This is a genomic window from Paenarthrobacter sp. DKR-5, assembly GCF_018531425.1.
Classification (GTDB): Bacteria; Actinomycetota; Actinomycetes; order Actinomycetales; family Micrococcaceae; genus DKR-5.
Window position 1 is genome coordinate 515,947 of the sequence record NZ_JAHBOI010000003.1, and the last position, 23,925, is coordinate 539,871.

General features: G+C 69.7%; 24 protein-coding genes. 20 read left to right on the forward strand and 4 right to left on the reverse strand.

Annotated features, from left to right (window positions below):
* Positions 1–99: 99 nt before the first annotated feature.
* The 3 genes from pdhA to KIH31_RS08625 are packed head-to-tail and all read left to right on the forward strand — an operon-like array spanning position 100 to position 3,629.
* Positions 100–1,209: a pyruvate dehydrogenase (acetyl-transferring) E1 component subunit alpha gene (pdhA, locus tag KIH31_RS08615; protein ID WP_214426663.1), complete on the forward strand. Its 1,110-nt coding sequence runs from the start codon at positions 100–102 to the stop codon at positions 1,207–1,209.
* On the forward strand, positions 1,206–2,213 hold the full coding sequence (locus KIH31_RS08620) for an alpha-ketoacid dehydrogenase subunit beta (RefSeq protein ID WP_214426664.1): 1,008 nt from the start codon (positions 1,206–1,208) through the stop codon (positions 2,211–2,213). Before pdhA ends, KIH31_RS08620 begins: the two co-directional genes overlap by 4 nt.
* A gap of 15 nt (positions 2,214–2,228) precedes the next feature.
* Positions 2,229–3,629, forward strand: a complete 1,401-nt coding sequence (locus KIH31_RS08625) for a dihydrolipoamide acetyltransferase family protein (protein ID WP_214426826.1) — start codon at positions 2,229–2,231, stop codon at positions 3,627–3,629.
* A gap of 58 nt (positions 3,630–3,687) precedes the next feature.
* Here KIH31_RS08625 and KIH31_RS08630 read toward each other — a convergent pair whose 3' ends face one another.
* Both KIH31_RS08630 and KIH31_RS08635 read right to left on the reverse strand, forming a co-directional pair.
* Entirely contained in the window at positions 3,688–4,164 is a 477-nt protein-coding gene (locus KIH31_RS08630) for a GNAT family N-acetyltransferase (RefSeq protein ID WP_214426665.1), read from the reverse strand.
* The gene (locus KIH31_RS08635; RefSeq protein WP_214426666.1) at positions 4,161–4,811 is read right to left on the reverse strand and encodes a TetR/AcrR family transcriptional regulator; all 651 of its coding nucleotides are present in this window, start codon (positions 4,809–4,811) and stop codon (positions 4,161–4,163) included. The genes KIH31_RS08630 and KIH31_RS08635 overlap by 4 nt, the downstream gene beginning before the upstream one ends.
* A gap of 83 nt (positions 4,812–4,894) precedes the next feature.
* Here KIH31_RS08635 and KIH31_RS08640 point away from each other — a divergent pair, with 83 nt between their 5' ends.
* From KIH31_RS08640 to KIH31_RS08720, 17 genes are all read left to right on the forward strand, one after another.
* Complete coding sequence (locus tag KIH31_RS08640) at positions 4,895–6,502, forward strand: carboxyl transferase domain-containing protein (RefSeq protein WP_214426667.1); 1,608 nt, start codon at positions 4,895–4,897, stop codon at positions 6,500–6,502.
* A gap of 7 nt (positions 6,503–6,509) precedes the next feature.
* On the forward strand, positions 6,510–8,561 hold the full coding sequence (locus KIH31_RS08645) for a biotin carboxylase N-terminal domain-containing protein (protein WP_214426668.1): 2,052 nt from the start codon (positions 6,510–6,512) through the stop codon (positions 8,559–8,561).
* On the forward strand, positions 8,558–9,721 hold the full coding sequence (locus KIH31_RS08650) for an acyl-CoA dehydrogenase family protein (protein WP_214426827.1): 1,164 nt from the start codon (positions 8,558–8,560) through the stop codon (positions 9,719–9,721). The genes KIH31_RS08645 and KIH31_RS08650 overlap by 4 nt, the downstream gene beginning before the upstream one ends.
* Positions 9,722–9,733: 12 nt before the next feature.
* The gene (locus tag KIH31_RS08655; RefSeq protein WP_214426669.1) at positions 9,734–10,507 is read left to right on the forward strand and encodes a CoA transferase subunit A; all 774 of its coding nucleotides are present in this window, start codon (positions 9,734–9,736) and stop codon (positions 10,505–10,507) included.
* 2 nt (positions 10,508–10,509) lie between these two features.
* Positions 10,510–11,160, forward strand: coding sequence for a CoA transferase subunit B (locus KIH31_RS08660; RefSeq protein ID WP_214426670.1), 651 nt, complete (start codon positions 10,510–10,512; stop codon positions 11,158–11,160).
* Complete coding sequence (locus KIH31_RS08665; protein WP_214426671.1) at positions 11,157–11,681, forward strand: MaoC family dehydratase; 525 nt, start codon at positions 11,157–11,159, stop codon at positions 11,679–11,681. Before KIH31_RS08660 ends, KIH31_RS08665 begins: the two co-directional genes overlap by 4 nt.
* Before the next feature lie 2 nt (positions 11,682–11,683).
* Entirely contained in the window at positions 11,684–12,532 is an 849-nt protein-coding gene (locus KIH31_RS08670) for a CoA ester lyase (protein WP_214426672.1), read from the forward strand.
* Positions 12,533–12,560: 28 nt separating this feature from the next.
* A complete protein-coding gene (locus KIH31_RS08675) occupies positions 12,561–13,232 on the forward strand; it encodes an NAD(P)H-binding protein (RefSeq protein ID WP_214426673.1) in 672 nt (223 codons plus the stop codon).
* Positions 13,233–13,324: 92 nt separating this feature from the next.
* Positions 13,325–14,509 carry a 1-deoxy-D-xylulose-5-phosphate reductoisomerase gene (dxr, locus tag KIH31_RS08680; RefSeq protein WP_214426674.1) on the forward strand — a complete coding sequence of 395 codons (1,185 nt, stop codon included), beginning with the start codon at positions 13,325–13,327 and terminating at the stop codon, positions 14,507–14,509.
* A 124-nt stretch (positions 14,510–14,633) separates the two neighbouring features.
* A complete protein-coding gene (locus tag KIH31_RS08685) occupies positions 14,634–15,926 on the forward strand; it encodes an RIP metalloprotease (RefSeq protein ID WP_214426828.1) in 1,293 nt (430 codons plus the stop codon).
* A gap of 90 nt (positions 15,927–16,016) precedes the next feature.
* Positions 16,017–16,628, forward strand: coding sequence for a MarR family transcriptional regulator (locus KIH31_RS08690; RefSeq protein ID WP_214426675.1), 612 nt, complete (start codon positions 16,017–16,019; stop codon positions 16,626–16,628).
* Positions 16,628–17,029: a hypothetical protein gene (locus KIH31_RS08695; protein WP_214426676.1), complete on the forward strand. Its 402-nt coding sequence runs from the start codon at positions 16,628–16,630 to the stop codon at positions 17,027–17,029. Before KIH31_RS08690 ends, KIH31_RS08695 begins: the two co-directional genes overlap by 1 nt.
* A 55-nt stretch (positions 17,030–17,084) precedes the next feature.
* Complete coding sequence (locus tag KIH31_RS08700) at positions 17,085–17,375, forward strand: YciI family protein (RefSeq protein WP_214426677.1); 291 nt, start codon at positions 17,085–17,087, stop codon at positions 17,373–17,375.
* A 54-nt stretch (positions 17,376–17,429) separates the two neighbouring features.
* Positions 17,430–18,596, forward strand: coding sequence for a flavodoxin-dependent (E)-4-hydroxy-3-methylbut-2-enyl-diphosphate synthase (gene ispG, locus KIH31_RS08705; protein ID WP_214426678.1), 1,167 nt, complete (start codon positions 17,430–17,432; stop codon positions 18,594–18,596).
* Positions 18,559–19,434 (forward strand): DUF4081 domain-containing GNAT family N-acetyltransferase, encoded by an 876-nt coding sequence (locus KIH31_RS08710; RefSeq protein WP_214426829.1) that lies wholly within the window; start codon positions 18,559–18,561, stop codon positions 19,432–19,434. The genes ispG and KIH31_RS08710 overlap by 38 nt, the downstream gene beginning before the upstream one ends.
* A gap of 145 nt (positions 19,435–19,579) precedes the next feature.
* Positions 19,580–21,376: a proline--tRNA ligase gene (locus KIH31_RS08715; RefSeq protein WP_214426679.1), complete on the forward strand. Its 1,797-nt coding sequence runs from the start codon at positions 19,580–19,582 to the stop codon at positions 21,374–21,376.
* A 12-nt stretch (positions 21,377–21,388) separates the two neighbouring features.
* On the forward strand, positions 21,389–22,195 hold the full coding sequence (locus tag KIH31_RS08720) for a TSUP family transporter (protein WP_214426830.1): 807 nt from the start codon (positions 21,389–21,391) through the stop codon (positions 22,193–22,195).
* 9 nt (positions 22,196–22,204) lie between these two features.
* On the opposite strand, the gene KIH31_RS08725 is transcribed toward KIH31_RS08720, so the two are convergent.
* Positions 22,205–23,017, reverse strand: coding sequence for an aminoglycoside phosphotransferase family protein (locus tag KIH31_RS08725; protein WP_214426680.1), 813 nt, complete (start codon positions 23,015–23,017; stop codon positions 22,205–22,207).
* A 151-nt stretch (positions 23,018–23,168) separates the two neighbouring features.
* Positions 23,169–23,897: a VIT family protein gene (locus tag KIH31_RS08730; protein WP_214426681.1), complete on the reverse strand. Its 729-nt coding sequence runs from the start codon at positions 23,895–23,897 to the stop codon at positions 23,169–23,171.
* Positions 23,898–23,925 lie beyond the last annotated feature (28 nt).

Sequence of the window (23,925 nt, forward strand, 5' to 3'; positions counted from 1 at the left end):
GCGGTCAGCCTGAACCGGCCCCCACAAGGGGCCGTGACAGGCGCCTGCGGACCACAACGAAGGTTGCGTGCAACTGTGTTTAATGGCGGAACGGGCCCCATGACGGCCCCGGGCGAGAAGGCCCATCCTGAGGAAGCCAAGCTCCTCCAACTGCTGGACGCGGACGGCCGGCGGGTGCCGGACCCCGAGCTGGAACGCTGGGTTGAGGATGTGAGCACGGACCAGCTCGGCGCTCTGTACGAAGACATGGCAATCGCCCGCCGCATCGACGTCGAAGCCACCGCGCTGCAGCGCCAGGGCGAGCTCGGGCTGTGGCCGCCGCTGCTCGGCCAGGAAGCGTCGCAGATCGGGTCTGCGCGGGCGCTCCGCGAGGACGACTTCGTGTTCTCCAGTTACCGGGAGAACGGGGTCGCCTACTGCCGCGGCGTCGGTTTCGAAGACATCCTGCGCGTCTGGCGCGGCAACTCCGGCTCCGGCTGGGACCCCTACTCGATCAACATGGCCACGCCGCAGATCATCATCGGCGCCCAGACGCTGCACGCCACCGGTTACGCGCTCGGCTGCCAGCAGGACGGCGTTGATTCGGCCGCCATCGCCTATTTCGGTGACGGTGCCACGAGCGAGGGTGATGTGAACGAGGCGATGGTCTTCGCTGCCAGCTTCCAGGCGCCCGTCATCTTTTTCTGCCAGAACAACCAATGGGCCATCTCCGAACCGGTCGGGTTGCAGGCGCGCAGGCCCATCGCGGGGCGGGCTCCCGGGTTCGGCATTCCGAGCCTGCGCGTCGACGGCAACGATGTCCTCGCGGTCCTGGCCGCCACCCGGATCGCCCTCGACCGTGCCCGCAGCGGCGGAGGCCCCACCTTCATCGAGGCCGTCACCTACCGCGTCGGCCCGCACACGACGTCGGACGATCCGACCCGCTACGAGGACTCCAACCAGCGCGAGGACTGGGTCCGCCGGGACCCGCTGGCCCGCGTGGAGGCGCATCTGGCCGCGGCGGGCTTCTTCTCCGACGGGTTCCGCGACGGGGTGAAAGCCAAGGCGGACGACGCCGCGGCGAGGCTCCGCGCCGGCTGCCACAGCCTGAAGGACCCGGAGCCGATGACGGTCTTCGAGCATGTCTACAGCAGTCCGCACCCGGCGCTGGAACGGCAACGAGCCCGCTACACCCAGTACCTTGCCACGATCGAAGGAGGGAACCGATGAGCACGCTGACGCTGTCCAAAGCCATCAACAGCGGCCTGCGCAGGGCCATGGACGATGATCCGAAGGTGGTGCTCCTCGGCGAGGACATCGGCAAACTGGGCGGGGTCTTCCGCGTGACGGACGGGCTGCAGAAGGACTTCGGCGCGCACCGGGTCATCGACACTCCGCTGGCCGAGGCAGGCATCATTGGTACCGCCGTTGGGCTGGCCTATCGCGGCTACCGGCCGGTGTGCGAGATCCAGTTCGACGGGTTCATCTACCCGGGCTTCGACCAGATCGTCTCGCAGGTCGCGAAGCTGCACTACCGGACGCGGGGCGCGGTGAAGATGCCCATCACCATCCGCGTACCGTTCGGGGGCGGCATCGGTGCCGTCGAGCACCACTCCGAGTCCCCTGAGGCGTACTTCGCGCACACGGCGGGCCTGCGCGTGATCAGCTGCTCGAACCCGCAGGACGCGCACCTGATGATCCGTCAAGCCATCGCCTGCGACGACCCGGTGCTCTTCTTCGAACCCAAGCGGCGGTACTGGACCAAGGCCGACGTCGACGAATCCCTGGCGCTGGACTCCTTCCCGATGGGAAGCGCCCGGATCGCGGCCGCCGGAACGGACGCCACACTCGTCGCCTACGGTCCTCTTGTGCAGACGGCGCTGGATGCGGCAACCGCTGCCGCGGACGAGGGCATCTCGCTGGAGGTGATCGATCTGCGGTCGCTCTCGCCGATCGACTTCGACACGGTCGAGGCGTCGGTCCGGCGGACGGGCCGGCTCGTGGTCACGCACGAGGCGCAGCAGTCCTTCGGGATCGGGGCCGAAATCGCGGCCAGCATCACGGAGCGCTGCTTCTACCACCTGGAGGCAGCCCCGGAGCGGGTGACAGGGTTCGATGTCCCGTACCCGCCCGCCAAGCTCGAGGAGCACTACCTCCCGGACCTCGACCGCATCCTCGACGCCGTGGACAGGGTCATGGGGCGACCGAACTCGCTCAGCGGGCAGGGGCTGTAAGGGGACGTGAACACCATGATCAAGGACTTCTGCCTCCCGGACCTCGGTGAGGGGCTGACTGAATCGGAACTGGTGAGCTGGCGCGTCGCGGTGGGGGAGACGGTAGCGCTGAACCAGGTCATCGCCGAAGTGGAAACCGCCAAAGCGGTCGTCGAGCTGCCGTCTCCGTTCGCGGGCACCGTCACCCGGCTGTACGAGCAGCCGGGCGCGACGGTGCCGGTCGGCGCTCCGATCGTCTCCTTCGAGGTGCCCGACGACGCCGCGGCTGCGGGAGCGGCCGGGGCAGCCGCGCCGGCGGGCGCTGCTGCCGGAGCCGTGCCGGCAGCCCGGCAGGCCGTGCTGGTGGGGTACGGCCCGGCCGCCGAGACGGGTCAGCGGCCTCAGCGCCGGGCGCGGGTCCTGCCCGGGGCAGCGCCGGTGCCCGCGGCCACACCCGCGTCGCCGTCGCCTGCGGCTCCGCTGCCGGCTCCAGCAGCCGTCTCACCGGGCATCCCGGCGCCCCTCCCGGCGCAGGCGGAAACCCGGGAGCGCCCGCTCGCCGCGCCGCCGGTGCGCAAGCTGGCCAGGGACCTCGGCGTCGACCTCGCCTCGGTGAGAGGCACCGGCGAGTACGGCCTCATCACCCGCGAGGACGTGCGCGCCGCCGCCGGGCCCTCACAAGAGAAGGCATCACAGGCGAAGGCCCCGCAGGAGGAGGCTCCGCCGTCGGCCGTGCCGCGCGAGACCCGCCTCCCGATCAAGGGCGTTCGGAAACATACCGCCGCCGCCATGGTGGCCAGCGCCTTCACCGCTCCGCATGCAACGGAGTTCCTGACGGTCGACGTCACCGCAACGATGGAGCTGCTGGAGCGGCTGCGCGCCAGCCGGGCCTTCGCCGGGCTGAAGCTCACGCCGCTGACGATTGCGGCCAAGGCGCTGTGCCTGGCAGTGCGGCGCAACCCGTCGGTGAACTCGCGCTGGGACGAGCAGGCGCAGGAGATCGTGCAGTTCGGGTATGTCAACCTCGGCATCGCCGCGGCCACGCCCAGGGGGCTGACCGTGCCGAATATCAAGGACGCGGACCGGATGAGCCTGGCCGACCTCGCCGCAGCCCTCGGGTCGCTGGCGGAGACGGCCCGGGCCGGACGGACCGCACCGGCGGACCTGGCCGGCGGGACAATCTCGATCACGAACATCGGGGTGTTCGGCATCGATGCGGGCACGCCCATCCTGAACCCGGCCGAAGCCGCCATCCTGGCGACCGGTGCCGTCCGCCGCCAGCCGTGGGAGCACGAGGGCGGGATCGCGCTGCGGCAGGTGATGACGCTCAGCCTCTCCTTCGACCACCGGCTGGTCGACGGCGAGCAGGGGTCGCGCTTCCTGGCCGACATCGGCACCATCCTCTCCGACCCTGCCATGGTCCTGACCATGGTCTGAGGCCTCCCGCTCCTCTTCCAGCAGCGGGTCCGCGGACGCTGCCAGGAGCAGGGGCGGCTCAGTCCAGCCGGTAGGTGTGCTCGAGGACCTGCTTGCCGCGGCCAGGGGCGAAACCGGCCGAGGTCTGAATGTGCCGGAAGCCATGGCGCTCGAGCACGGCGACGGACCGGCTGTTGTCCGCGGCCACGCGGGCGCACAGCGGCCGACGCCGGTCGAGCTTGAGGAAGGCGGCGACGGCGGCGGTGCCGATGCCCTCGCCCCACCGCGCCCGGTCCACCCAGTAGGTGAGCTCGGGCGTGCCCTCGTCCAGGAAGCTCTGGATGTGCCCGACGACGACGCCGGCCTCGTCGGTGATGGTGCGCGCGGTGACAGCCGGGTCGGCCAGGATCCTGCGCCAGCGCAGGTCGAAAGCCTGGCGGTTCCCCGGATCGGCCGGTCCGAAAGCGGCCAGGGCGGCCGCCTCGGCGTCGAGCTGGATGTGGAAGAAGGCCTCCACATCGCCCGGCTCGACGCCGCGCAGCCGCACTCCGGTCATGGCCGGCCGGGTTCCACCGGGGCCGTGAGCGCGGCCCAGGCCATGCCTTCGAGGATGGGACGCGCCGTGCGGGTGTCCACGCGCCGGCCGTGGGCGCGCGCGCTGTGCGGGGTCGAATTGATCAGCCCGAATGCCGCGTGCGCCCGGATGCGCAGCGAGGGGGTGTCCGTGCCGCGGTGCATGCCGCCGAGGACGTCCACCCAGAGTTCGACGTAGTCGCGCTGGAGCCGGCGGACGCGTGCCCGGTCCTCGTCCGCCAGGTTGGCCAGGTCGCGGTCCTGCACCCGGATCACGTCGGGATTGGAGAGGGCGAAGTCGACATGGAACCGGATCAGTCCGCGCAGGGCCTCCGAGACGCCGCCGGCTTCGGCGACGACGGCGCGGCCGCCCTCGAGCAGTTCCTCGCTCACATCCACCAGGAGCGCGGCGAGGACAGCCTGTTTGCCGGAGAAATGCCGGTAGACAGCAGGCCCGCTGACACCGGCCGCGGCGCCCAGGTCCTCCAGGGACACCTTGTTGAACCCGCGCTGCGCGAACTGGTGGGCGGCCGCGGAGAGGATGGCCTGGCGCCGGTTGGCTTTCGCGCGGCTGCGGAGCGTCGGCGCGGTGGCACGGTCACTCATGCGGGCCTCCGGTGTGTTGGACATCACAGTTAATAAAGACTAACCTAAATTTCGGTTAGTGGTCACTAACCCAATGACCCCGATCGCGCAGTTCCAGGAAGACGTCAATGCAGACAATCCTCAGCGGCACGGACTCCACCGCCGCCGCCTTCGTCGAGAACGAGTCGGCGCAGCGCGCCCTGGCCGCCGACCTGCAGCAGCGCCTCGCAGCCGCGGCGCTGGGCGGCCCGGAGCGGTCCAGGGAGCGGCACGTGGCCCGGGGCAAGCTGTTGCCGCGCGAACGCATCGATGAACTGCTCGACGACGGCAGCCCCTTCCTCGAAATCGCCCCGCTGGCGGCCAACGGTCTGTACGACGACGAGTGCCCCGGCGCCGGGGTGATCGCGGGCATCGGGCTCGTTCACGGACGCCACGTGCTGGTGATCTCCAACGATGCGACCGTCAAGGGCGGCACCTATTACCCGATGACCGTCAAGAAGCACCTGCGGGCGCAGGAAATCGCCCTCGAGAACAGGCTGCCGTGCATCTACCTGGTGGATTCCGGCGGGGCGTTCCTGCCCAAGCAGGACGAGGTCTTCCCGGACAAGGACCACTTCGGCCGGATCTTCTACAACCAGGCCCGGCTGTCCGCCGCCAAGGTCCCGCAACTGGCCGCGGTGCTCGGCTCCTGCACGGCCGGCGGCGCGTACGTCCCGGCGATGAGCGACGAAACCGTCATCGTGCGCAACCAAGGCACCATCTTCCTCGGCGGACCGCCGCTGGTGAAGGCAGCGATCGGCGAGGTCGTCACCGCCGAGGAGCTCGGCGGCGGCGACGTGCATGCCCGGGTTTCCGGGGTCACGGACCACCTGGCCGAGAACGACCGGCACGCGCTGCAGATCATCCGCGACATCGTCGCCACCCTGCCGCCGCCGGCCGCGCCGGCCTGGGACATCGCGGACAGCCGGCCCCCGGCGGCCGACGAGAGCCAGCTGTACGGCGTCGTCCCGGTCGATGTGCAGGCACCCTACGACGTGCGCGAGGTCATCGCCCGGCTGGTGGATGCGAGCGAGTTCCACGAATTCAAGAAGGAATACGGCACCACCCTCGTCACCGGCTTCGCCCGGCTGCACGGGCACCCGGTCGGTATCGTCGCCAACAACGGCGTGCTGTTCAGCGAGTCGGCGCTCAAGGGGGCGCACTTCATTGAACTGTGCGACCAGCGTGGCGTCCCGCTGATCTTCCTGCAGAACATCTCCGGCTTCATGGTCGGCCGCGACTACGAAGCCGGGGGCATCGCCAAGAACGGCGCGAAGATGGTCACGGCGGTGGCCACCTGCCGCGTCCCCAAGCTCACCGTCGTCATCGGCGGGTCCTTCGGCGCCGGCAACTACTCCATGTGCGGGCGCGCCTATTCGCCGCGGTTCCTGTTCACCTGGCCCGCCAGCCGCATCTCTGTCATGGGCGGCGCGCAGGCCGCCTCCGTGCTCGCCACCATCCGCCGGGAAGGCATCGAGGCCAAGGGGGAGCAGTGGACCGACGAGCAGGAGGCGGCATTCAAGGAACCGATCCGCCGCCAGTACGAGGACCAGGGCAGCCCGTACTACTCGACCGCCCGGCTCTGGGATGACGGCGTCATCGACCCGGGCGACACCCGGACCGTGCTGGGACTGGCCCTGGACGTCTGCGCCCATGCCCCGCTGCCGGAAACCTCCTTCGGCCTGTTCAGGATGTGAGCCGCAGATGACCGCTGCCCTTTTCGACACCGTGCTGGTGGCCAACCGCGGCGAAATCGCCTGCCGGGTGATTGGCACCCTTCGCCGCCTGGGCATCCGCGCCGTCGCCGTGTACAGCGAGGCGGACCGGGACGCACGGCACGTGCGCCTGGCTGATGAAGCCTTCTGCATCGGCCCGGCACCGGCCCAGGAGAGCTACCTCAACATCGACGCCGTCGTCTCCGCCGCGAAGGCCAGCGGGGCGCAGGCCGTGCATCCCGGCTACGGGTTCCTGAGCGAGAACGCGGACTTCGCCCGGGCGCTGGGCGACGCCGGCGTGGCGTTCATCGGCCCCGGCGTGCACGCCCTGACCGTGATGGGGGACAAGATCCGGGCCAAGAACCACGTCGCAGGCTACGGCGTCCCGGTCGTGCCCGGGATCGCAAAGGCGGGTTTGACCGACGCGGACCTGGCCGAGGCGGCACCGGGCATCGGCTACCCGCTGCTGATCAAGCCCTCCGCGGGCGGCGGCGGCAAAGGCATGCACGTTGTCGAGCGGCCGGAGGACCTCGCCGGCGCGCTGGTCACCGCGCGGCGCGTGGCGCTGGCGTCCTTCGGCGACGACACCCTCTTCCTCGAACGGCTGGTGCACGCCCCGCGGCACATCGAGGTGCAGGTCCTGGCCGACACGCACGGCAACGTGATCCACCTCGGCGAACGGGAGTGCTCGCTGCAGCGCCGGCACCAGAAGGTCGTCGAGGAGGCACCGTCAGCCCTGCTGGACGAGCGCACCCGGGCGCTGATGGGGGAGGCCGCCTGCAACGCTGCGCGCAGCGTGGACTACACGGGCGCCGGCACCGTGGAGTTCCTTGTGCCGGGGGATTCGCCCGAAGAGTTCTTCTTCATGGAGATGAACACCCGGCTTCAGGTCGAGCACCCGGTCACCGAACTGGTCACCGGCCAGGACCTGGTCGAGGCGCAGGTCCGGGTTGCCGCCGGGGAACCGCTGACGCTGCGGCAGCAGGACGTCGTCCTGCGCGGCCACGCCGTTGAGGCCCGCGTCTACGCGGAGAGCCCCGAGCGCGGCTTCCTCCCCACCGCGGGCGAGATCCTGCACCTGGAGGAACCGTCGGGGAACGGCGTCCGGGTCGACAGCTCGCTGGTTCCGGGCCTGGTGGTCGGCTCGGCCTACGACCCGATGCTCGCCAAGATCATCGCCTGGGGCGAGGACCGCGGGCAGGCCCTCGCCCGGCTCGACGCCGCGCTCGCGGGCACGGCAGTGCTGGGCCTGCAAACCAACATTGACTACCTGCGCCAGCTCCTCGCGGACGACGAGGTGCGGGCCGGAAGGCTGGACACCACCCTGATCGAGCGGAAGCTGCACGGCATCCGCTTCCATGTCCCGGGGGAGCAGGAACTGGCCGCTGCCGCCCTGCTGCTGCACCGCCGGCTCCTGGCCGACGCGGACCGCGGCCCCTGGCACCGGCGCAACGGCTGGCGGCTCGGGCAGCCACATCCCGTCCGCTACAGCTTCGGTGCCGCGCACGCCCCGGCCGGCGGCATTGACGTCCTCGTGTACGACGACGGGACAGTCAGCGTCGGCGGCGGAGCGCGGGTCCCCGCCGAGCTGAGCGGCCCCTCCGGCGCCGCTGCGTTCAGCCTCGAGTACGACGGACGGATTACCCGTTGGCACCATGCGGTGCACGGCAGCCAGCTGTGGCTCGGGCGCGGGGGCTGGTCCTGCCAGCTGACAGTGCTTGGCCGCCAGGAGCGCACCGCTGCGATGCTCGCCGCCATCGACCGGCCCGAGGGAACCGCCGACCCGGAAGTGCGCTCGCCGATGCCGGGCACGGTCGTCTCCGTCGCCGTCGCCTCGGGGGAAGCGGTGGAGGCCGGGCAACTGCTGCTCTCGGTCGAGGCCATGAAGATGGAACACCAGCTCACGGCTGCCGCGGACGGCACCGTCCAACTCAACGTATCCACCGGCGACCTGGTCAAAGCGGACCAGCTGCTCGCCGTCATCCACGCCGCCACCCCGGCGCCCACCGAGGCTGCACCGCAGCCGGAAGAAGGAGCCTGACAATGTTCGAACTGAGCGAGGACTACCAGGACCTCAGCGACGCGGTCCGTGAGTTCGCGGACGAGGTCGTCGCGCCCGTCTCCGCCAAGCACGACGCCGAACACAGCTTCCCCTACGAGGTCGTCTCCGGAATGGCGGAGATGGGCCTCTTCGGACTGCCGTTTCCGGAGGAGTACGGCGGCATGGGCGGGGACTATTTCGCGCTGTGCCTGGCCATCGAGCAGCTGGGACGGGTGGACCAGTCGGTCGCCATCACCCTGGAGGCCGCCGTCTCGCTCGGGGCGATGCCGATCTACCGGTTCGGTTCCCCCGAGCAGAAGCAGCAGTGGCTGCCCCCGCTGGCCAGCGGCAAGGCGCTCGCCGGTTTCGGCCTGACCGAACCCGAGGCGGGGTCCGACGCCTCGGGCACCCGGACCACGGCCGTGCTCGACGGCGGTGACTGGGTGATCAACGGCAACAAGGAGTTCATCACCAACTCAGGCACCGACATCACCCGGCTTGTCACTGTCACCGCGGTGACAGGCCAGCAGGAACGGCCGGACGGCTCGGTGAAGAAGGAGATCTCCACCATCCTCGTCCCTACGGATACGCCCGGGTTCACGGCGGAAAAGGCGTACAACAAAGTCGGCTGGAATGCCTCCGACACGCACCCGCTGACCTTGAAGGACGTGCGCGTGCCCGAAGCGAACCTGCTCGGGCAGCGCGGCCGCGGCTACGCTAACTTCGTCCAGATCCTTGACGAGGGCCGGATCGCCGTCGGGGCCCTGGCGACCGGTGCCGCGCAGGGCTGCGTGGACGCCGCACTGCGCTACGCCAAGGAGCGCCAGGCCTTCGGCAGCAACATCGGCGCAAACCAGGCCATTTCCTTCAAGATCGCCAGGATGCAGGCCCGCGCCCACACCGCGCGCCTGGCCTACTACGACGCCGCGTCCCGGATGCTGGCCGGAAAGCCCTTCAAGACCGAGGCGTCGATCGCTAAGTTGGTGGGTGGCGAGGCTGCGATGGACAACGCCCGGGATGCCACCCAGATTTTCGGGGGCTACGGGTTCATCAATGAATTCCTCGTGGCCCGGCATTATCGTGATTCCAAGATCCTCGAGGTGGGCGAGGGGACGACGGAAGTCCAGCTCATGCTGATCGCCCGGGACCTGGGGCTGTAGCGAGGAGGAACTGTGATCGACAAAGTTGTTGCCAGTGCCGGGGCCGCCGTGGCGGACATTCCCGACGGAGCCTCGCTCGCCGTCGGCGGGTTCGGACTCTGCGGGATCCCCGTGGCCCTGCTGGAGGCGCTCCATGAGCAGGGCACCGGAAACCTTGAGACCATCAGCAACAACTGCGGCGTGGACGGGTGGGGCCTGGGTGTGCTGCTGGCCGACGGCCGGATCCGCCGCACGATCAGTTCCTATGTCGGGGAGAACAAGGAATTCGCGCGCCAGTTCCTCAGCGGCGAACTGGAGGTGGAGCTGACTCCGCAGGGCACGCTCGCCGAAAAGCTGCGCGCCGGCGGTGCCGGCATCCCCGCGTTCTATACCAAGGCCGGAGTGGGCACCCAGATCAGCGAAGGCGGCCTGCCCCGGCGCTACCACCCGGACGGTACCGTCGCCGTCGCCTCCGAACCCAAGGAGGTGCGCACGTTCAACGGCGAGGACTATGTGCTGGAGGAATCGGTTGCCCCGGACTTCGCCCTCGTCCATGCGCTCAGGGGGGACCGGCACGGCAATCTCGTCTATCACGCCGCCGCCATGAACTTCAATCCGTTGTGCGCGATGGCTGGCCGGATCACCATTGCCGAGGTGGAGGAGCTGGTGGAGCCGGGGGAGCTGGACCCGGAGCAGATCCACACCCCTGGCATCTATGTCCAGCGGGTGGTGCACGTGCCCCACGGTGAGAAGCGGATCGAGAAACGCACGGTGGCGCTCGCCGACGGCACGAAGAAGGTGGACTAGCCATGGCCTGGACCCGCAACGAGCTCGCGGCCCGCGTGGCCCGCGAGCTGAAGAACGGACAGTACGTGAACCTGGGAATCGGGATGCCCACCCTGATCCCCAATTACATTCCCGACGGCGTCGAAGTCGTGCTGCACTCCGAGAACGGCATCCTCGGCGTCGGGCCCTACCCGGCCGAGGGTGCAGTGGATCCGGACCTGATCAACGCGGGCAAGGAGACCGTCACCGTCAACAAGGGTGCCTCGTTCTTCGACTCCGCCGAGTCCTTCGGGATGATCCGCGGCGGGCACGTCGACGTCGCCGTGCTGGGCGCCATGGAGGTGGCCGAAAACGGGGACCTGGCGAACTGGATGATTCCCGGCAAGATGGTCAAGGGCATGGGCGGCGCCATGGACCTGGTCTTCGGCGCCAAGCGGGTGATCGTGATGATGGAGCACGTGGACCGCAGCGGGGCGCCGAAGATCCTGCCTCAATGCACCCTGCCGCTGACCGGCAAGGGCTGCGTGAACCGCATCATCACGGATCTGGCCGTCATCGACGTGACCGCGGACGGCCTAGTGCTGCGCGAGCTCGCTCCCGGCGTCACCGAACAGCAGGTGGCCGCGGCCACCGGGGCCGAGCTCGAGGTCGAGATCCACGAGCAGGAACCGTGAGCGCGTCCCCCGGGCCCGCGCCGCGGGTCGTCGAGCAGCGCGGACTGTTCTTTGAGGAGTTCGACCTCGACGTGGTCTACGCCCACCGGCCCGGTCGCACGGTGACGGAGACTGACAATGTGCTGTTCACCACCGCCACCATGAACACCCAGGCGCTGCACCTCGATGCGGCGTGGAGCGCCAGCCAGCCGTTCGGCCAGCGGCTGATGAACTCGATGTTCACGCTCGCCACTGTGGTGGGCCAGTCCGTGGCGCAGCTGACGCAGGGGACCATCGTGGCCCAGCTGGGGCTGACCGACGTCACCTTCCCGCATCCGCTCTACCATGGAGACACCCTGTACACCGAGACGGTGGTGGTGCAGAAGCGGCTCTCCGCCTCGCGCCCCGGCCAGGGAGTCGTGACCATGAAGCACACCGGACGCAACCAGGACGGCGTGGTCGTGGCCACGGCGACGCGCAGCGCCCTGATGTGGTGCCGCGACGCAATGCCCGCTGCCCCCGACGTTTCCAAGGAGACCTGATCATGCCCTTCCTGATGGGACCGGCCCTGCTGTTCTGCCCGGCGGACCGGCCCGAAAGGTATGCCAAGGCCGCCGACCGCGCGGATGCGGTGATCCTCGACCTGGAGGACGCCGTCGCCCCCGACGCGAAGCAGCGCGCGCGGGGGGCGGTCCTCGCCCAGATCGTCGACGGCCCCGAACTGGACCCCGCGCGCACCATCGTGCGCGTCAACCCGGCCGGCACCGAGGAGTTCGAGAAGGACCTGCACATGCTCAAGCACACTCCGTACCGGACGGTGATGCTGGCCAAGACCGCAGGCCCCGACGACGTCCGGGCGCTTGCCGGTTTCCACGTGCTCGCCCTGGTCGAGACCGCCGAAGGTGTCCTGAATGCCGGGCGGATTGCCGCCGAGCCGAACGTGGCCGGCCTGATGTGGGGCGCCGAAGACCTGGTCGCCTCCCTGGGCGGGACCTCCAGCCGCGGCGAGGACGGTCTGTATCGCGCGGTGGCGCTGCAGGCGCGTTCCACGGTGCTGCTCGCCGCCGGGGCGTACGGCAAGCCCGCCATCGACTCGGTCTACGTCAACATCCCTGACCTGGCCGGATTGGAAGCCGAGGCGCGGGACGCCGCGGCGTCGGGCTTCGCCGCGAAGGCCTGCATCCACCCCAGCCAGGCAGCTGCCGTCCGGGCCGCGTACGCTCCCGCGGACGAGGAGGTCGCCGCCGCGCGCGAACTCCTCGACGCCGCCGCAGCGGCGGGCACCGGAGTCTTCCAGTTCAAGGGCAGGATGGTCGACGGGCCTGTGCTGCGGCACGCCGAACAGACGCTCCGGCGCGCCCGTTTCCAGGCCGACGCACCCGGCGGGGAATAATCCCCGCCGGGTGCGTGCTGGCCCAGGTATGAGAATTGTGATTGCCGGAGGACATGGTCAGATCGCCCGTCTGCTCGCGCGCAGGCTCGTGCGCGACGGGCACAGCGTGACGGCGCTGATCCGCAACCCGCAGCACGCCGCCGACGTCGAGCAGGACGGCTCTGCCGCTGCGCTCGTGGACCTCGAGAACGCGACCCGTGACGAGGTGGCCGCCGCCCTGCAGGGCGCGGACGCCGCTGTCTTCGCGGCCGGCGCGGGCCCGGGAAGCGGCGCGGGCCGCAAGGACACGGTGGACCGCGGTGCTTCGGTGATCCTTGCTGACGCCGCGGAAGCCGCCGGCGTGCGCCGGTTTGTGCAGATCTCTTCGATGGGCACCGACAGCGTGCGCGGCGGGGCGCGTCCGGACGGCGTCGATGACGTGTTCTACGCCTACCTGCAGGCCAAGCTGGCCGCCGAGGAGGACCTGACGGCCCGCAGCGGCCTGGACTGGACGGTGCTGCGGCCGGGGGCGCTCAGCAACGACGCCCCCACCGGAACGGTACGGCTGGACCTCAGCGTGCCGCGCGCATCAGTGACACGGGCGGACGTCGCCGACGTCGTGGCCGAACTGCTCGAACAGGACGCCGGCGCGCGGCTCGTGCTGGAAGTGGTCGGCGACGGCGTCCCCGTGGCCGAAGCGGTCGCTGCCCTCAAGGCCTGACCGGCGCGGGAGGCCCGGCGCCCGCGAACCCGGACCGGCGCCCACTCTGCTGGCGGCCCGGGCCGCGGGCGGTTCTGCGGGATACTGGAACCATGCCTTCCGATGCACAACGCAGAATCGTCCTGCTGGGATCGACCGGGTCCATTGGCACCCAGGCCATAGACGTAGTGGACGGTGCGCCGGAGCGCTTCACCGTGACCGCGCTCGGCGCCGGCGGCGGAAACCTGCCGCTGCTGGCCCGTCAGGCCGTGCACACCCGGGCGCAGGCCGTCGGGGTGGCGGCGGGGGACGCGGCGGAACTTCGGCAGCTGATTGACGAAGCCGCAGTCCAGGCCGGGCTCACCGCCTACCGGCCCGAGGTGTTCACCGGGCCTGACGCGTCCTCCCGCATCGCGGCCTGGCCGGACGCCGACGTCGTGCTCAACGGCATCACCGGCTCGATCGGGCTCGCTCCCACGCTCGCGGCGTTGGAGGCCGGGCACGTGCTGGCGCTCGCCAACAAGGAATCGTTGATTGTGGGCGGCACGCTGGTCAAGCGCGCCGCCCGGCCCGGCCAGTTGGTTCCGGTCGACTCGGAGCATTCAGCACTCGCCCAGTGCCTGCGCTCCGGGGCCGCCGGTGAGGTGGACCGGCTCGTGCTCACGGCCTCGGGCGGCCCCTTCCGGGGCCGGAAGCGCAGCGAGCTGACCGGCGTCACGCCCGCCGAGGCCCTGGCCCACCCCACTTGGGACATGGGCCCTGTCGTGACGACGAACTCCGCCACCATGGTGAACAAGGGCCTGGAACTCATTGAGGCCCACCTGCTCTTCGACATCCCGCTGGACCGGATCGACGTCGTCGTGCACCCCCAGTCGGTCGTGCATTCAATGGTGCAGTTCGTGGACGGGTCGACCATTGCTCAGTGCTCCCCGCCGGACATGAAGCTGCCGATCGCGCTTGGAATGGGGTGGCCGGACCGGGTGGCCGGCGCCGCCGCTGCCTGCGACTGGACGCGCGCCACCAGCTGGACCTTCGAGCCGCTCGACGCCGAGGCCTTCCCCTCCGTCAGCCTGGCCAAGGCGGCCGCGACGCAGGGAACCACTTTCCCCGCGGTCTACAACGCGGCCAACGAGGAGGCGGTGGCGGCGTTCCACGGGGGGTCCATCGGGTTCCTCGACATCGTCGACACGGTGGAGTCCGTGCTCAGCGAACACTCAGGCTCTTCGGAGCTGACACTTGAGTCGGTGCTGGAAGCTGAACGGTGGGCACGATCGCGCACCCGGGAACGTTTGCGTTGATGAAGCCCTCCTGGCAGCAGCCGGGACCCAGAACGACGAGTCCACGAACCGCACAGGCATTTTCGAGCATTAAGGAACCGCAACCAGCGTGACAGTCCTCCTCTTCATCCTCGGCGTCGTGATCATGGCGGTTGGCATTGCCGCCAGCATCGCGCTGCACGAGGTCGGCCACCTGCTGCCCGCGAAGCTCTTCAACGTCCGGGTCACCAAGTACATGATCGGCTTCGGACCCACCTTGTGGTCGCGCACCAAGGGCGAGACGGAATACGGCTTCAAGGCGATTCCGCTCGGTGGCTACGTCTCCATGGTCGGGATGTACCCGCCGGCCAAAGAGGGCGGCCCCGTCCGGGCCTCCAGCACCGGCATGTTCCAGACGCTGGCCGAGGAGGCCCGGTCCGCCTCGGCCGAAGAGATCACGGACCAGGACAGGGGCAGGCTCTTCTACCAGCTTCCGGTCTGGAAGAAAGTCATCATCATGCTGGGCGGCCCGACGATGAACCTGCTCATCGGGGTCGTGCTGTTCGCTGTGCTGCTGATGGGGTTCGGGACACCGCAGGCGACGACGACCATCGCCGACGTCTCCAAGTGCCAGGTCCAGCAGGGCCGGACCGCTGGCACCGACACCGCCGCCTGCAAGCCCACCCCCGCGGCTGCGGCCGGTATCCAACCCGGCGACGAGGTGGTCAGCCTCGGCGGCACGCCGGTCACCAGCTGGAACCAGTTCACGGCGATGGTGCGGTCCTCCGCGGGCAAGCAGGAGAAGCTCACCGTCAAGCGCGGCGGCCAGCTGGTGAACACCACGATCACCCCGGTCCTGACCTCGCGGCCGGTGGTGGGAGCGGACGGGCAGCCGGTGCTGGACGCGAACGGCAAGCAGCAGTACCAGGACGTCGGGTTTGTCGGCATGGGGGCCGCCTCGAAGACCGTGCCCCAGCCGGCCAGTGCCGTGCTGCCTGCCGTGGGTGACAACATCGCACGGGTGGCAGGGGTTGTGGTCAACCTGCCCGCGCGGGTGGTCGCGGTCGGCAAGGCCGCTTTCAGCAACGAACCCCGGGACCCGAACGGTCCTATCAGTGTGGTCGGCGTCGGCCGCGTGGCCGGCGAGGTGGCCAGCCTCGACCAGGTGCCTGCGGTGGCAAAGGCTGCCACGCTCGTGAGCCTGCTCGGCGGGGTGAACCTGGCCCTGTTCGTCTTCAACCTCGTCCCGCTGCTGCCTTTGGACGGCGGCCACATCGCCGGAGCCCTCTATGAGGGGGCCCGGCGGCGGATCGCGAAGCTGTTCGGCCGCCGCGACCCGGGACCGGTGGACATCGCCAAGCTGCTGCCCCTGACGTATGTGGTGGGCGCGCTGCTGCTGGGCATGAGCGCCCTGCTGATCTACGCGGACATCGTCAAGCCGGTGAACATCTTCGGCTGATCCCGCCCCTCGGCTGATCCCGCGCGGTTGATATCGGAAATGAACCCGAAATAGGTTGATTTCCTCGAGTCAGTCGGATACGGTTGACCCATGTTCGTGGTGACGATGGACCAGCGGGGGAGCCGGCAGCGCGGCGACCTCGTCCCCGCCCTGCTCGATCTCGTAGGCTCCGTTCCGGCGGAGCTCGGCTTTGAGCGCTCCGTGGGCGACGAAGTCCAGGCTGTTTTCAAGGACGCCAACGCCGTCGTCGACGCATGCCTGCGCGCCCTGCGGGACCGGAACTGGTACGTCGGCATCGGGGTGGGGGACGTGGATTTGCCGCTGCCCGCCAGCCCGCGGGAAGCCTCGGGGCCGGCCTTCGTGGCCGCCCGCCGGGCCGTGGAACGCGCGAAGAAGAGCGGCGAGCGCGTGCCGCTGGCGGCCGAGGGCTCGCCGGCGGCCGCCGACGCCGAGGCAGTCCTGGGCCTGCTGGGAGCCCTCGTCTCGCACCGGACTCCTGCCGAGTGGCGCGTGCTGGACCGCCTCAGCCCCGGCGTGCGGGGCCGCCAGGCCGTGGTGGCGGCCGAGCTGGGCATCACGCCGCAGGCAGTCTCCAAAGCGGTGCTGCGCTCCGGCTGGCAGGAGGAATGGGCCGCGCGGCCGGCGGCGGCGGTGCTGCTCGAGCGCGCGGACCGCCAGGCCGGGCGGGGAGGGGAGAACTGATGGCGGTGCTCTGGGTGTTGCTGACGTTGGTTGCGGCAGCCGGCCTCGGCTGGCCGGTGACAACGGGGATCCTCTCCCTGGCGCGCACGGTGGACGCCCGCGAGAGCGAGGCGAGCGGCGAGGAATCCGAGGAGCCGCCTGCAGCCGACCCCGAGACCGCCCGGCGCGTGCTGCGCGGCGGCCTGGTGATCGGGCTGCTGGAGCGCCTCGCCGTCGCGGTGGCAATTCTCACCGACGAGCCGGTCGCGATCGCCTACATTGTCGCGGTCAAGGGCCTGGGCAGGTACGCGGAACTGCGGGAGTCCCCTGCGGCCTCCGAGCGGTTCATCATCGGCACCCTCGCCTCCCTGCTGTGGGCTGCCGCGTGCGCGGTGCTGGCCCGGCTGTTCCTGCTGCGCTGACGAAGCCGGAGGGCCCGCTTTCCTGCACATGCCCGCGCCGGGATATTGTGAAGCCATGACTATCTTCGCCGTTGAGTATGTGTACGACGCCGAGTCCGACGCGCTGCGGAACGAGCACCGCCCCGCGCACCGCGCCTGGCTGGCCTCGTTGGTCGAGGGGGGGAAGGTGCTGGCCACCGGCCCGTTCAAGGACGGAGCCGGGGCGCTGCTGATCTTCGCCGAGCAGGATGAAGCAGCCCTGAACGCGACCCTCGCCCAGGACCCGTTCGCGGACGCCGGGGGCATCTCCGGCCTGAAGGTCACCGAATGGCAGCCCGTCATCGGCGCGTTCGCCCATCTGGTCTGATCCAGCCCGGATCCGGACCTGCAGTTTTCGAATGTCTCTTTTGAGGAGCACACAGTGACCTCGGTCAACTTGGGAATGCCAGCCGCACCGCCGCCAGTCCTCGCACCGCGGCGCAAGACGCGCCAGATCAAGGTCGGATCGGTCGGCGTCGGCTCGGACTCGCCGATCAGCGTCCAGTCCATGACGACCACCCCAACCACGGACATCAACGCGACGCTGCAGCAGATCGCGGAGCTGACGGCGTCGGGCTGCGACATCGTGCGCGTCGCCTGCCCCAGCGCCGACGACGCCGAGGCACTGCCGATCATCGCGAAGAAGTCGCAGATCCCGGTGATCGCGGACATCCATTTCCAGCCCAAGTACGTCTTCGCCGCCATCGAGGCCGGCTGTGCCGCCGTCCGGGTGAACCCGGGCAACATCCGCAAGTTCGACGACCAGGTCAAGGAGATTGCGCAGGCGGCCAAGGACCACGGCACCTCCATCCGGATCGGCGTCAACGCCGGCTCGCTGGACCCGCGGCTGCTGCAGAAGTACGGCAAGGCCACCCCTGAGGCGCTGGTGGAATCCGCCGTCTGGGAGGCCTCGCTGTTCGAAGAGCACGACTTCCACGACTTCAAGATCTCCGTCAAGCACAACGACCCGGTGGTCATGGTCCGTGCCTACCAGCTGCTGGCCGAGCGTGGCGACTGGCCGCTGCACCTCGGTGTGACCGAGGCCGGCCCGGCCTTCCAGGGCACGATCAAGTCCGCCACGGCCTTCGGCGCCCTGCTCTCGCAGGGCATCGGCGACACTATCCGGGTTTCCCTCTCCGCGCCGCCGGTGGAGGAAGTCAAGGTCGGCAACCAGATCCTGCAGTCGCTGAACCTGCGGCCCCGGAAGCTCGAAATCGTCTCCTGCCCCTCCTGCGGGAGGGCGCAGGTGGACGTTTACACGCTGGCCGACCAGGTGACCGCAGGGCTGGAAGGCCTGGAAGTGCCGCTGCGCGTCGCGGTCATGGGCTGCGTGGTCAACGGGCCAGGCGAAGCGCGCGAAGCGGACCTCGGCGTCGCCTCCGGGAACGGCAAGGGACAGATTTTCGTCCGCGGTGAAGTCATCAAGACTGTTCCTGAGGACCAGATTGTTGAGACACTCATTGAAGAGGCGATGAGGATTGCCGAGGAGATGGGTGAGGGCGATGGCGAAAATGCTGTCGAAGGTGGCCCCGTGGTTAGCGTCAGCTAAGTCCGCGGAGCCTGTTCGTGTCCTCGACGCCGAGGACACGGCCTCCCTGCGCCGCCTGGTGGACCGAGACCCCGTGGCGAACGTCTTCCTCGCGTCGTACCTGGAAGGCAGCGGCAGCGCCTCTCCCACGCGCACCGGCGCCCTTATCCTCGGCTACTTCGACGACGGCGAGCTCGCCAGTGCCTGCTGGGCCGGGGCCAACGTGGTTCCGGTGCAGGTCGAACCGGCGCAGGCAGCGGCCTACGCGGGAGCGCTGGCCCGCTCCGGCCGGCGCTATTCCTCGATCTTCGGCCCGGCCAACGCCGTCATGTCGATCTACGCGCAGTGGCAGGGGCTTGGCGCCCAGGCCCTCGAAGTGAGGTCCAACCAGCCGCTGCTGAGCATCGCAGGGGAGTCGCCGGTTGTGCCGAACCCTGCGCTGGGCTTCGGCACGATGGACGAGTTCGAGGACCTGTTGCCGGCTTGCGTGGCGATGTTCGAGGAGGAGGTCGGGTATTCGCCGTTCCTGGGCGGCGAGGACTTCTACCGCCGCCGGGTGGCCGGACTGGTCCAGCGCGGCCATTCCCTGCTGCACCTCGACGGCGCCGGCGATGTGGTTTTCAAAGCCGAACTGGGTGCTGTGTCGCAGCAGGCCACCCAGGTGCAGGGGGTTTGGATGAACCCCCGGTACCGGGGCCGCGGCCTCAGCGCCGGGTACATGGCCGCCGTCGTGCACCTCGCGCGCCGGTACGCTCCCACCACCACGCTGTATGTGAACGACTACAACCACCGCGCGCGGGCCACGTATGAGAAGGTCGGCTTCGAACAGGTCGGAACGTTCGCCACCGTTCTGTTTTAGTTTGGCCAACCGGCGGGGCCGCCCTGCGGGCTGATTCGGGTCACCGGTTCGGGTGCGGGCCGGGGAGCCGATACATTAGTACACGGTTGTTTGTCCTCCGCCGGGCCGCCCGCTGTCCGGCCAGCCCAAGAAACGGATTCCCGCTGTGGTCCTTCGCCTTTCCACCATGTTCCTGCGCACCCTGCGGGAAGACCCTGTCGACGCCGAGGTGGCCAGCCACAAGCTGCTCGTGCGCGCCGGCTACATCCGCCGTGCCGCCCCGGGCATCTACACCTGGCTGCCGATGGGCCTGAAGGTGCTGGCCAAGGTCGAGGCGATCGTGCGCGAGGAGATGGACGCCATCGGCGCCCAGGAAGTGCATTTCCCCGCACTGTTGCCGCGTGAGCCCTACGAGGCGACCAACCGCTGGACCGAGTACGGGGAGAACCTGTTCCGGCTGCAGGACCGCAAGGGTGCCGATTACCTGCTGGCCCCCACGCACGAGGAAATGTTCACCCTGCTGGTCAAGGACCTCTACAGCTCCTACAAGGACCTGCCGCTGAGCCTGTACCAGATCCAGAACAAGTACCGGGACGAGGCGCGGCCCCGCGCCGGCCTGCTGCGCGGCCGTGAGTTCGTGATGAAGGATTCCTACTCGTTCGACATTGACGACGAGGGCCTGGAAGCGAGCTACCAGGCGCACCGGCGCGCCTACGTGCGCATCTTCGAGCGTCTTGGGCTGGAGGTCGTCGCCGTCTCCGCCGTCTCCGGCGCCATGGGCGGGTCCAAGAGCGAAGAGTTCCTGCACCCGACGGCCGTGGGCGAGGACACCTACGTCCGTTCCGCCGGCGGCTACGCCGCCAACGTCGAGGCCGTGACGACTGTCGTGCCGCCGGCCATCGACTACACCGACGCGCCCGCCGCGCACGTCGAGGAAACCCCCAACACGCCCACGATTGAGACCCTGGTCGCGGACGCGAACGCCCGGTTCCCCCGGGCGGGCAACCCGTGGACGGCCGCTGACACGCTCAAGAACGTCGTCCTGGCGGTCACACTGCCCACCGGCGAGCGCCGCGTCGTCGTCATCGGTGTTCCAGGGGACCGCGCCGTCGACCTCAAGCGCGTGGAAGCCAACATCGGGGCGCACCTGGAGATCGGCGGCGAACTCGCCGTCGAGGCGGCCAATGAGGATGACCTGAAGAAGAACCCGGCCTTGATCAAGGGCTACATCGGCCCGGGCCTGAGCAAGGACGCTTCGGTGCTCGGCCTCGAGGGCAGCTCCAAGCTGCTCTTCCTGGTGGACCCGCGAGTGGTGCCGGGTTCGAGCTGGATCACCGGGGCGAACATCCAGGGCGTCCACGTCTTCGGCCTGGTGGCCGAACGCGACTTTGGCTGGGACGGCACCATCGAAGCCGTCGAAGTCCGCGCCGGCGACGAGGCGCCCGACGGGTCCGGCCCGCTGGAGGCAGCCCGCGGCATCGAAATGGGCCACATCTTCCAGCTCGGCCGCAAGTACGCCGAGGCGCTGGAGCTGAAGGTCCTGGACCGCAACGGCAAGCTCGTCACGGTGACCATGGGCTCCTACGGCATCGGTGTGACCCGCGCGGTCGCAGCGCTGGCCGAGTCCAACCACGACGAGAAGGGCCTCACCTGGCCGCGTGCCGTGGCACCGGCGGACGTCCACGTCGTAGCCGCCGGGCGCGACGAGGCGCTCTACACAGCGGCGGAAGAGCTGGTTGCCCAGCTGGACGCCGCGGGACTGGAAGTTCTCTACGACGACCGCCCCAAGGTCTCCCCGGGCGTGAAGTTCGGCGACGCCGAGCTGATCGGCGTGCCCACGATCCTCGTGGTCGGACGCGGACTGGCCGACGGCGTCGTCGAAATCAAGGACCGCGCTTCCGGCGCAGCCGAGAACGTGCCGGTGGCGGACGCCGTCCGGTACGTGCTCGCGGCCGCCCGCTAAGCCGCGGAGGTGTTGGCGACAGGACTTGAGTCGATCCAGCTCGGCACCCTCCTGCTGGTCATTGTGGCCGGCTTCGCGGCCGGCTGGATCGATGCCGTCGTCGGGGGAGGCGGCCTGTTGCAGCTTCCGGTGATGCTGATGCTCCCGGGCATCTCGCCGGTGCAGGCGCTGGCAACGAACAAGATGGGTTCCATCTTCGGCACGACCACCAGCGCGGTCACCTACTACCGCCGGGTGGGACCGGATCTGCGCACGGCCGTTCCCATGGCGCTGGTGGCCCTGGCCGGCAGTTTCGGCGGCGCATTCCTGGCGGCGAACCTTCCGGCGTCCGTGTTCAAGCCCATCATCGTGGCCGCCTTGATCGCGGTGGCGCTGTTCACGCTGTTCAAACCGGCAATCGGGGAACTGACGGCCCTGCGCCACAGCGGCCGCCGGCACTACCTGCTGGCAATGCTGATCGGGGCCGTGATCGGTTTCTACGACGGGCTGATCGGGCCCGGGACCGGTTCCTTCCTGGTGATAGCCCTGGTGAGCCTGCTCGGCTACGCGTTCCTCGAAGCGAGCGCCAAGGCCAAGATCGTGAACCTGGCGACCAACGCCGGAGCGCTGCTGTTCTTCCTGCCGCACGGCTCGCTGCTCTGGGGCGTGGGCCTGGTGCTGGGCGGTGCGAACATGGCCGGGGGTTACCTTGGTGCGCGGACCGCGGTCAGCCGCGGCAACCGTTTCATCCGGGTGGTTTTTCTCGTGGTGGTGGCCGTGCTGATCGTGAAGCTCGGCGCCGACGTGTGGGCCGAGAACCTGGGCCACGGCGGACAGTAACCCGGGGCCCTAGCGCGCAGCGAGGGCGCCGGCGACCCACACCGAGCGGGCCAGCTCGCGTTCGTGGTGCGGCTTGGCCGCGTACCAGAGCGCGTTGTCGACTTCCCGCGCGATTGCATATGCAGTGGCGGCGCCGGCGTCGAGCCCGGCTGCCGCGCACAGGGCGTCGAGCCGGATGCGGAGGGCCGCTTCCGGGTTGGACGGCTCAAGGCCCTCCAGCCGGTTCCAGAGCATCGGCGCGACCGCGAACTCCGCTTCGCCGACGGCGGGTTGCGGGTCGATCGCGAGGAAGCCGCCGTCCGCGCGCGGGCGCGCGAGGATGTTTTCGTAGTGCAGGTCGGTGTGCACCAGCACATCGGTGCCGCCGCGCCGGCCGACGGCGCCGCGGGTCTGGCAGACTTCGAGCCCGGCTTCCAGCAGGCGCCGCCCGAACGGCCTGCCGAGCTCCTCCCACGTTGCCGGCAGGTCATCGGACCAGCGTTCCAATCGGTCCGCTATGGACGGCAGGGAAGCCCATTCGGGCCGGGCATCCGGGACGATGGAGAGTTCCCGGACGATGGCTCCCCAGACTGCGGTGGCGGTGTCGAAGGGCTCGTTCCCGAGTGAGTGCAGAGGGTCCAGCCTCTCCAGCAGCATCGCGCAGTCGCCGATGTCGTCGGCAAGCATTTCCACCGCTCCCCGGCCCTTCCACAGCCGCAGAGCGTGGCCTTCCACAGCGGCTTCCTCGTGCGGGAAAGCCACCTTCAGCACAGCTTGCCGACCGAATGCCAGCACCGGCACGACGATGGCGCCGTAGCCGCTGAAAGCGGTCCGTCCTGCCATCGGTTCCAAGGTCAGGGACCAGCGGTCGAAAGCCCGTTCCAAGAGGCCAGGCAGACGATGCAGCCAGTTCCGCCGCTCCGGCGTCGTTGAGTAACGGGCGCGGAGGCCCGCCGGCACCTCGACGCCGTGCGGCCCGGACCCCGGCACCGCGTCAGACGATGCCGCTGGCGCCGAGCAGGCGGCCGATGAGGAAGGTCACGGCCAGGGCCAGCGCGCCGCCGACTACCACGCGGACACCGGCGCGGGTCTTCGAACCGCCGCCGATAAAGGCGCCAAGACCGCCGGTAATGGCCAGGGCCACCAGCACCGCCGCGAACGTCACCGGAACGCGCCAGGCCGCCGGCGGCAGGAGGATGGCCAGCAGTGGCAGGATGGCGCCAACGATGAAGCTGACCGCGGAGGCGAAGGCGGCGTGCCACGGGCTGACGACGTCGTTCTCGTCAATGTGCAGTTCAGCCGACAGGTGCGCGGCCAGCGCGTCGTGCTCAGTGAGTTCCAGCGCGACTTGGTGCGCCGTCTCCGGGCTCAGGCCCTTCTGGCGGTAGATGCCGGCCAGTTCAGCAAGCTCTTCGTCGGGCTGCTCGGCCAGTTCCCGGCGTTCCTTCTCGATGAGTGCCCGCTGGCTGTCGCTCTGGCTGCTGACCGAGACGTATTCGCCCAGCGCCATGGAGATCGCGCCGCCAACCAGGCCCGCCATGCCCGCGGTCAGGATGGGTCCCGACTCGGTGGTGGCGCCGGCGACGCCGACGACGATCGCCGCAACCGAGACGATGCCGTCGTTGGCGCCGAGCACGCCGGCGCGCAGCCAGTTCAGCCGCGTGGCGAGGTCGGTGCGGTGCGGTTCGTCGTCGTGCACGGTGACAGGTTCGGTGGTTGCCATGGACCCAGCAAAGCATGGGGCCGTGCCC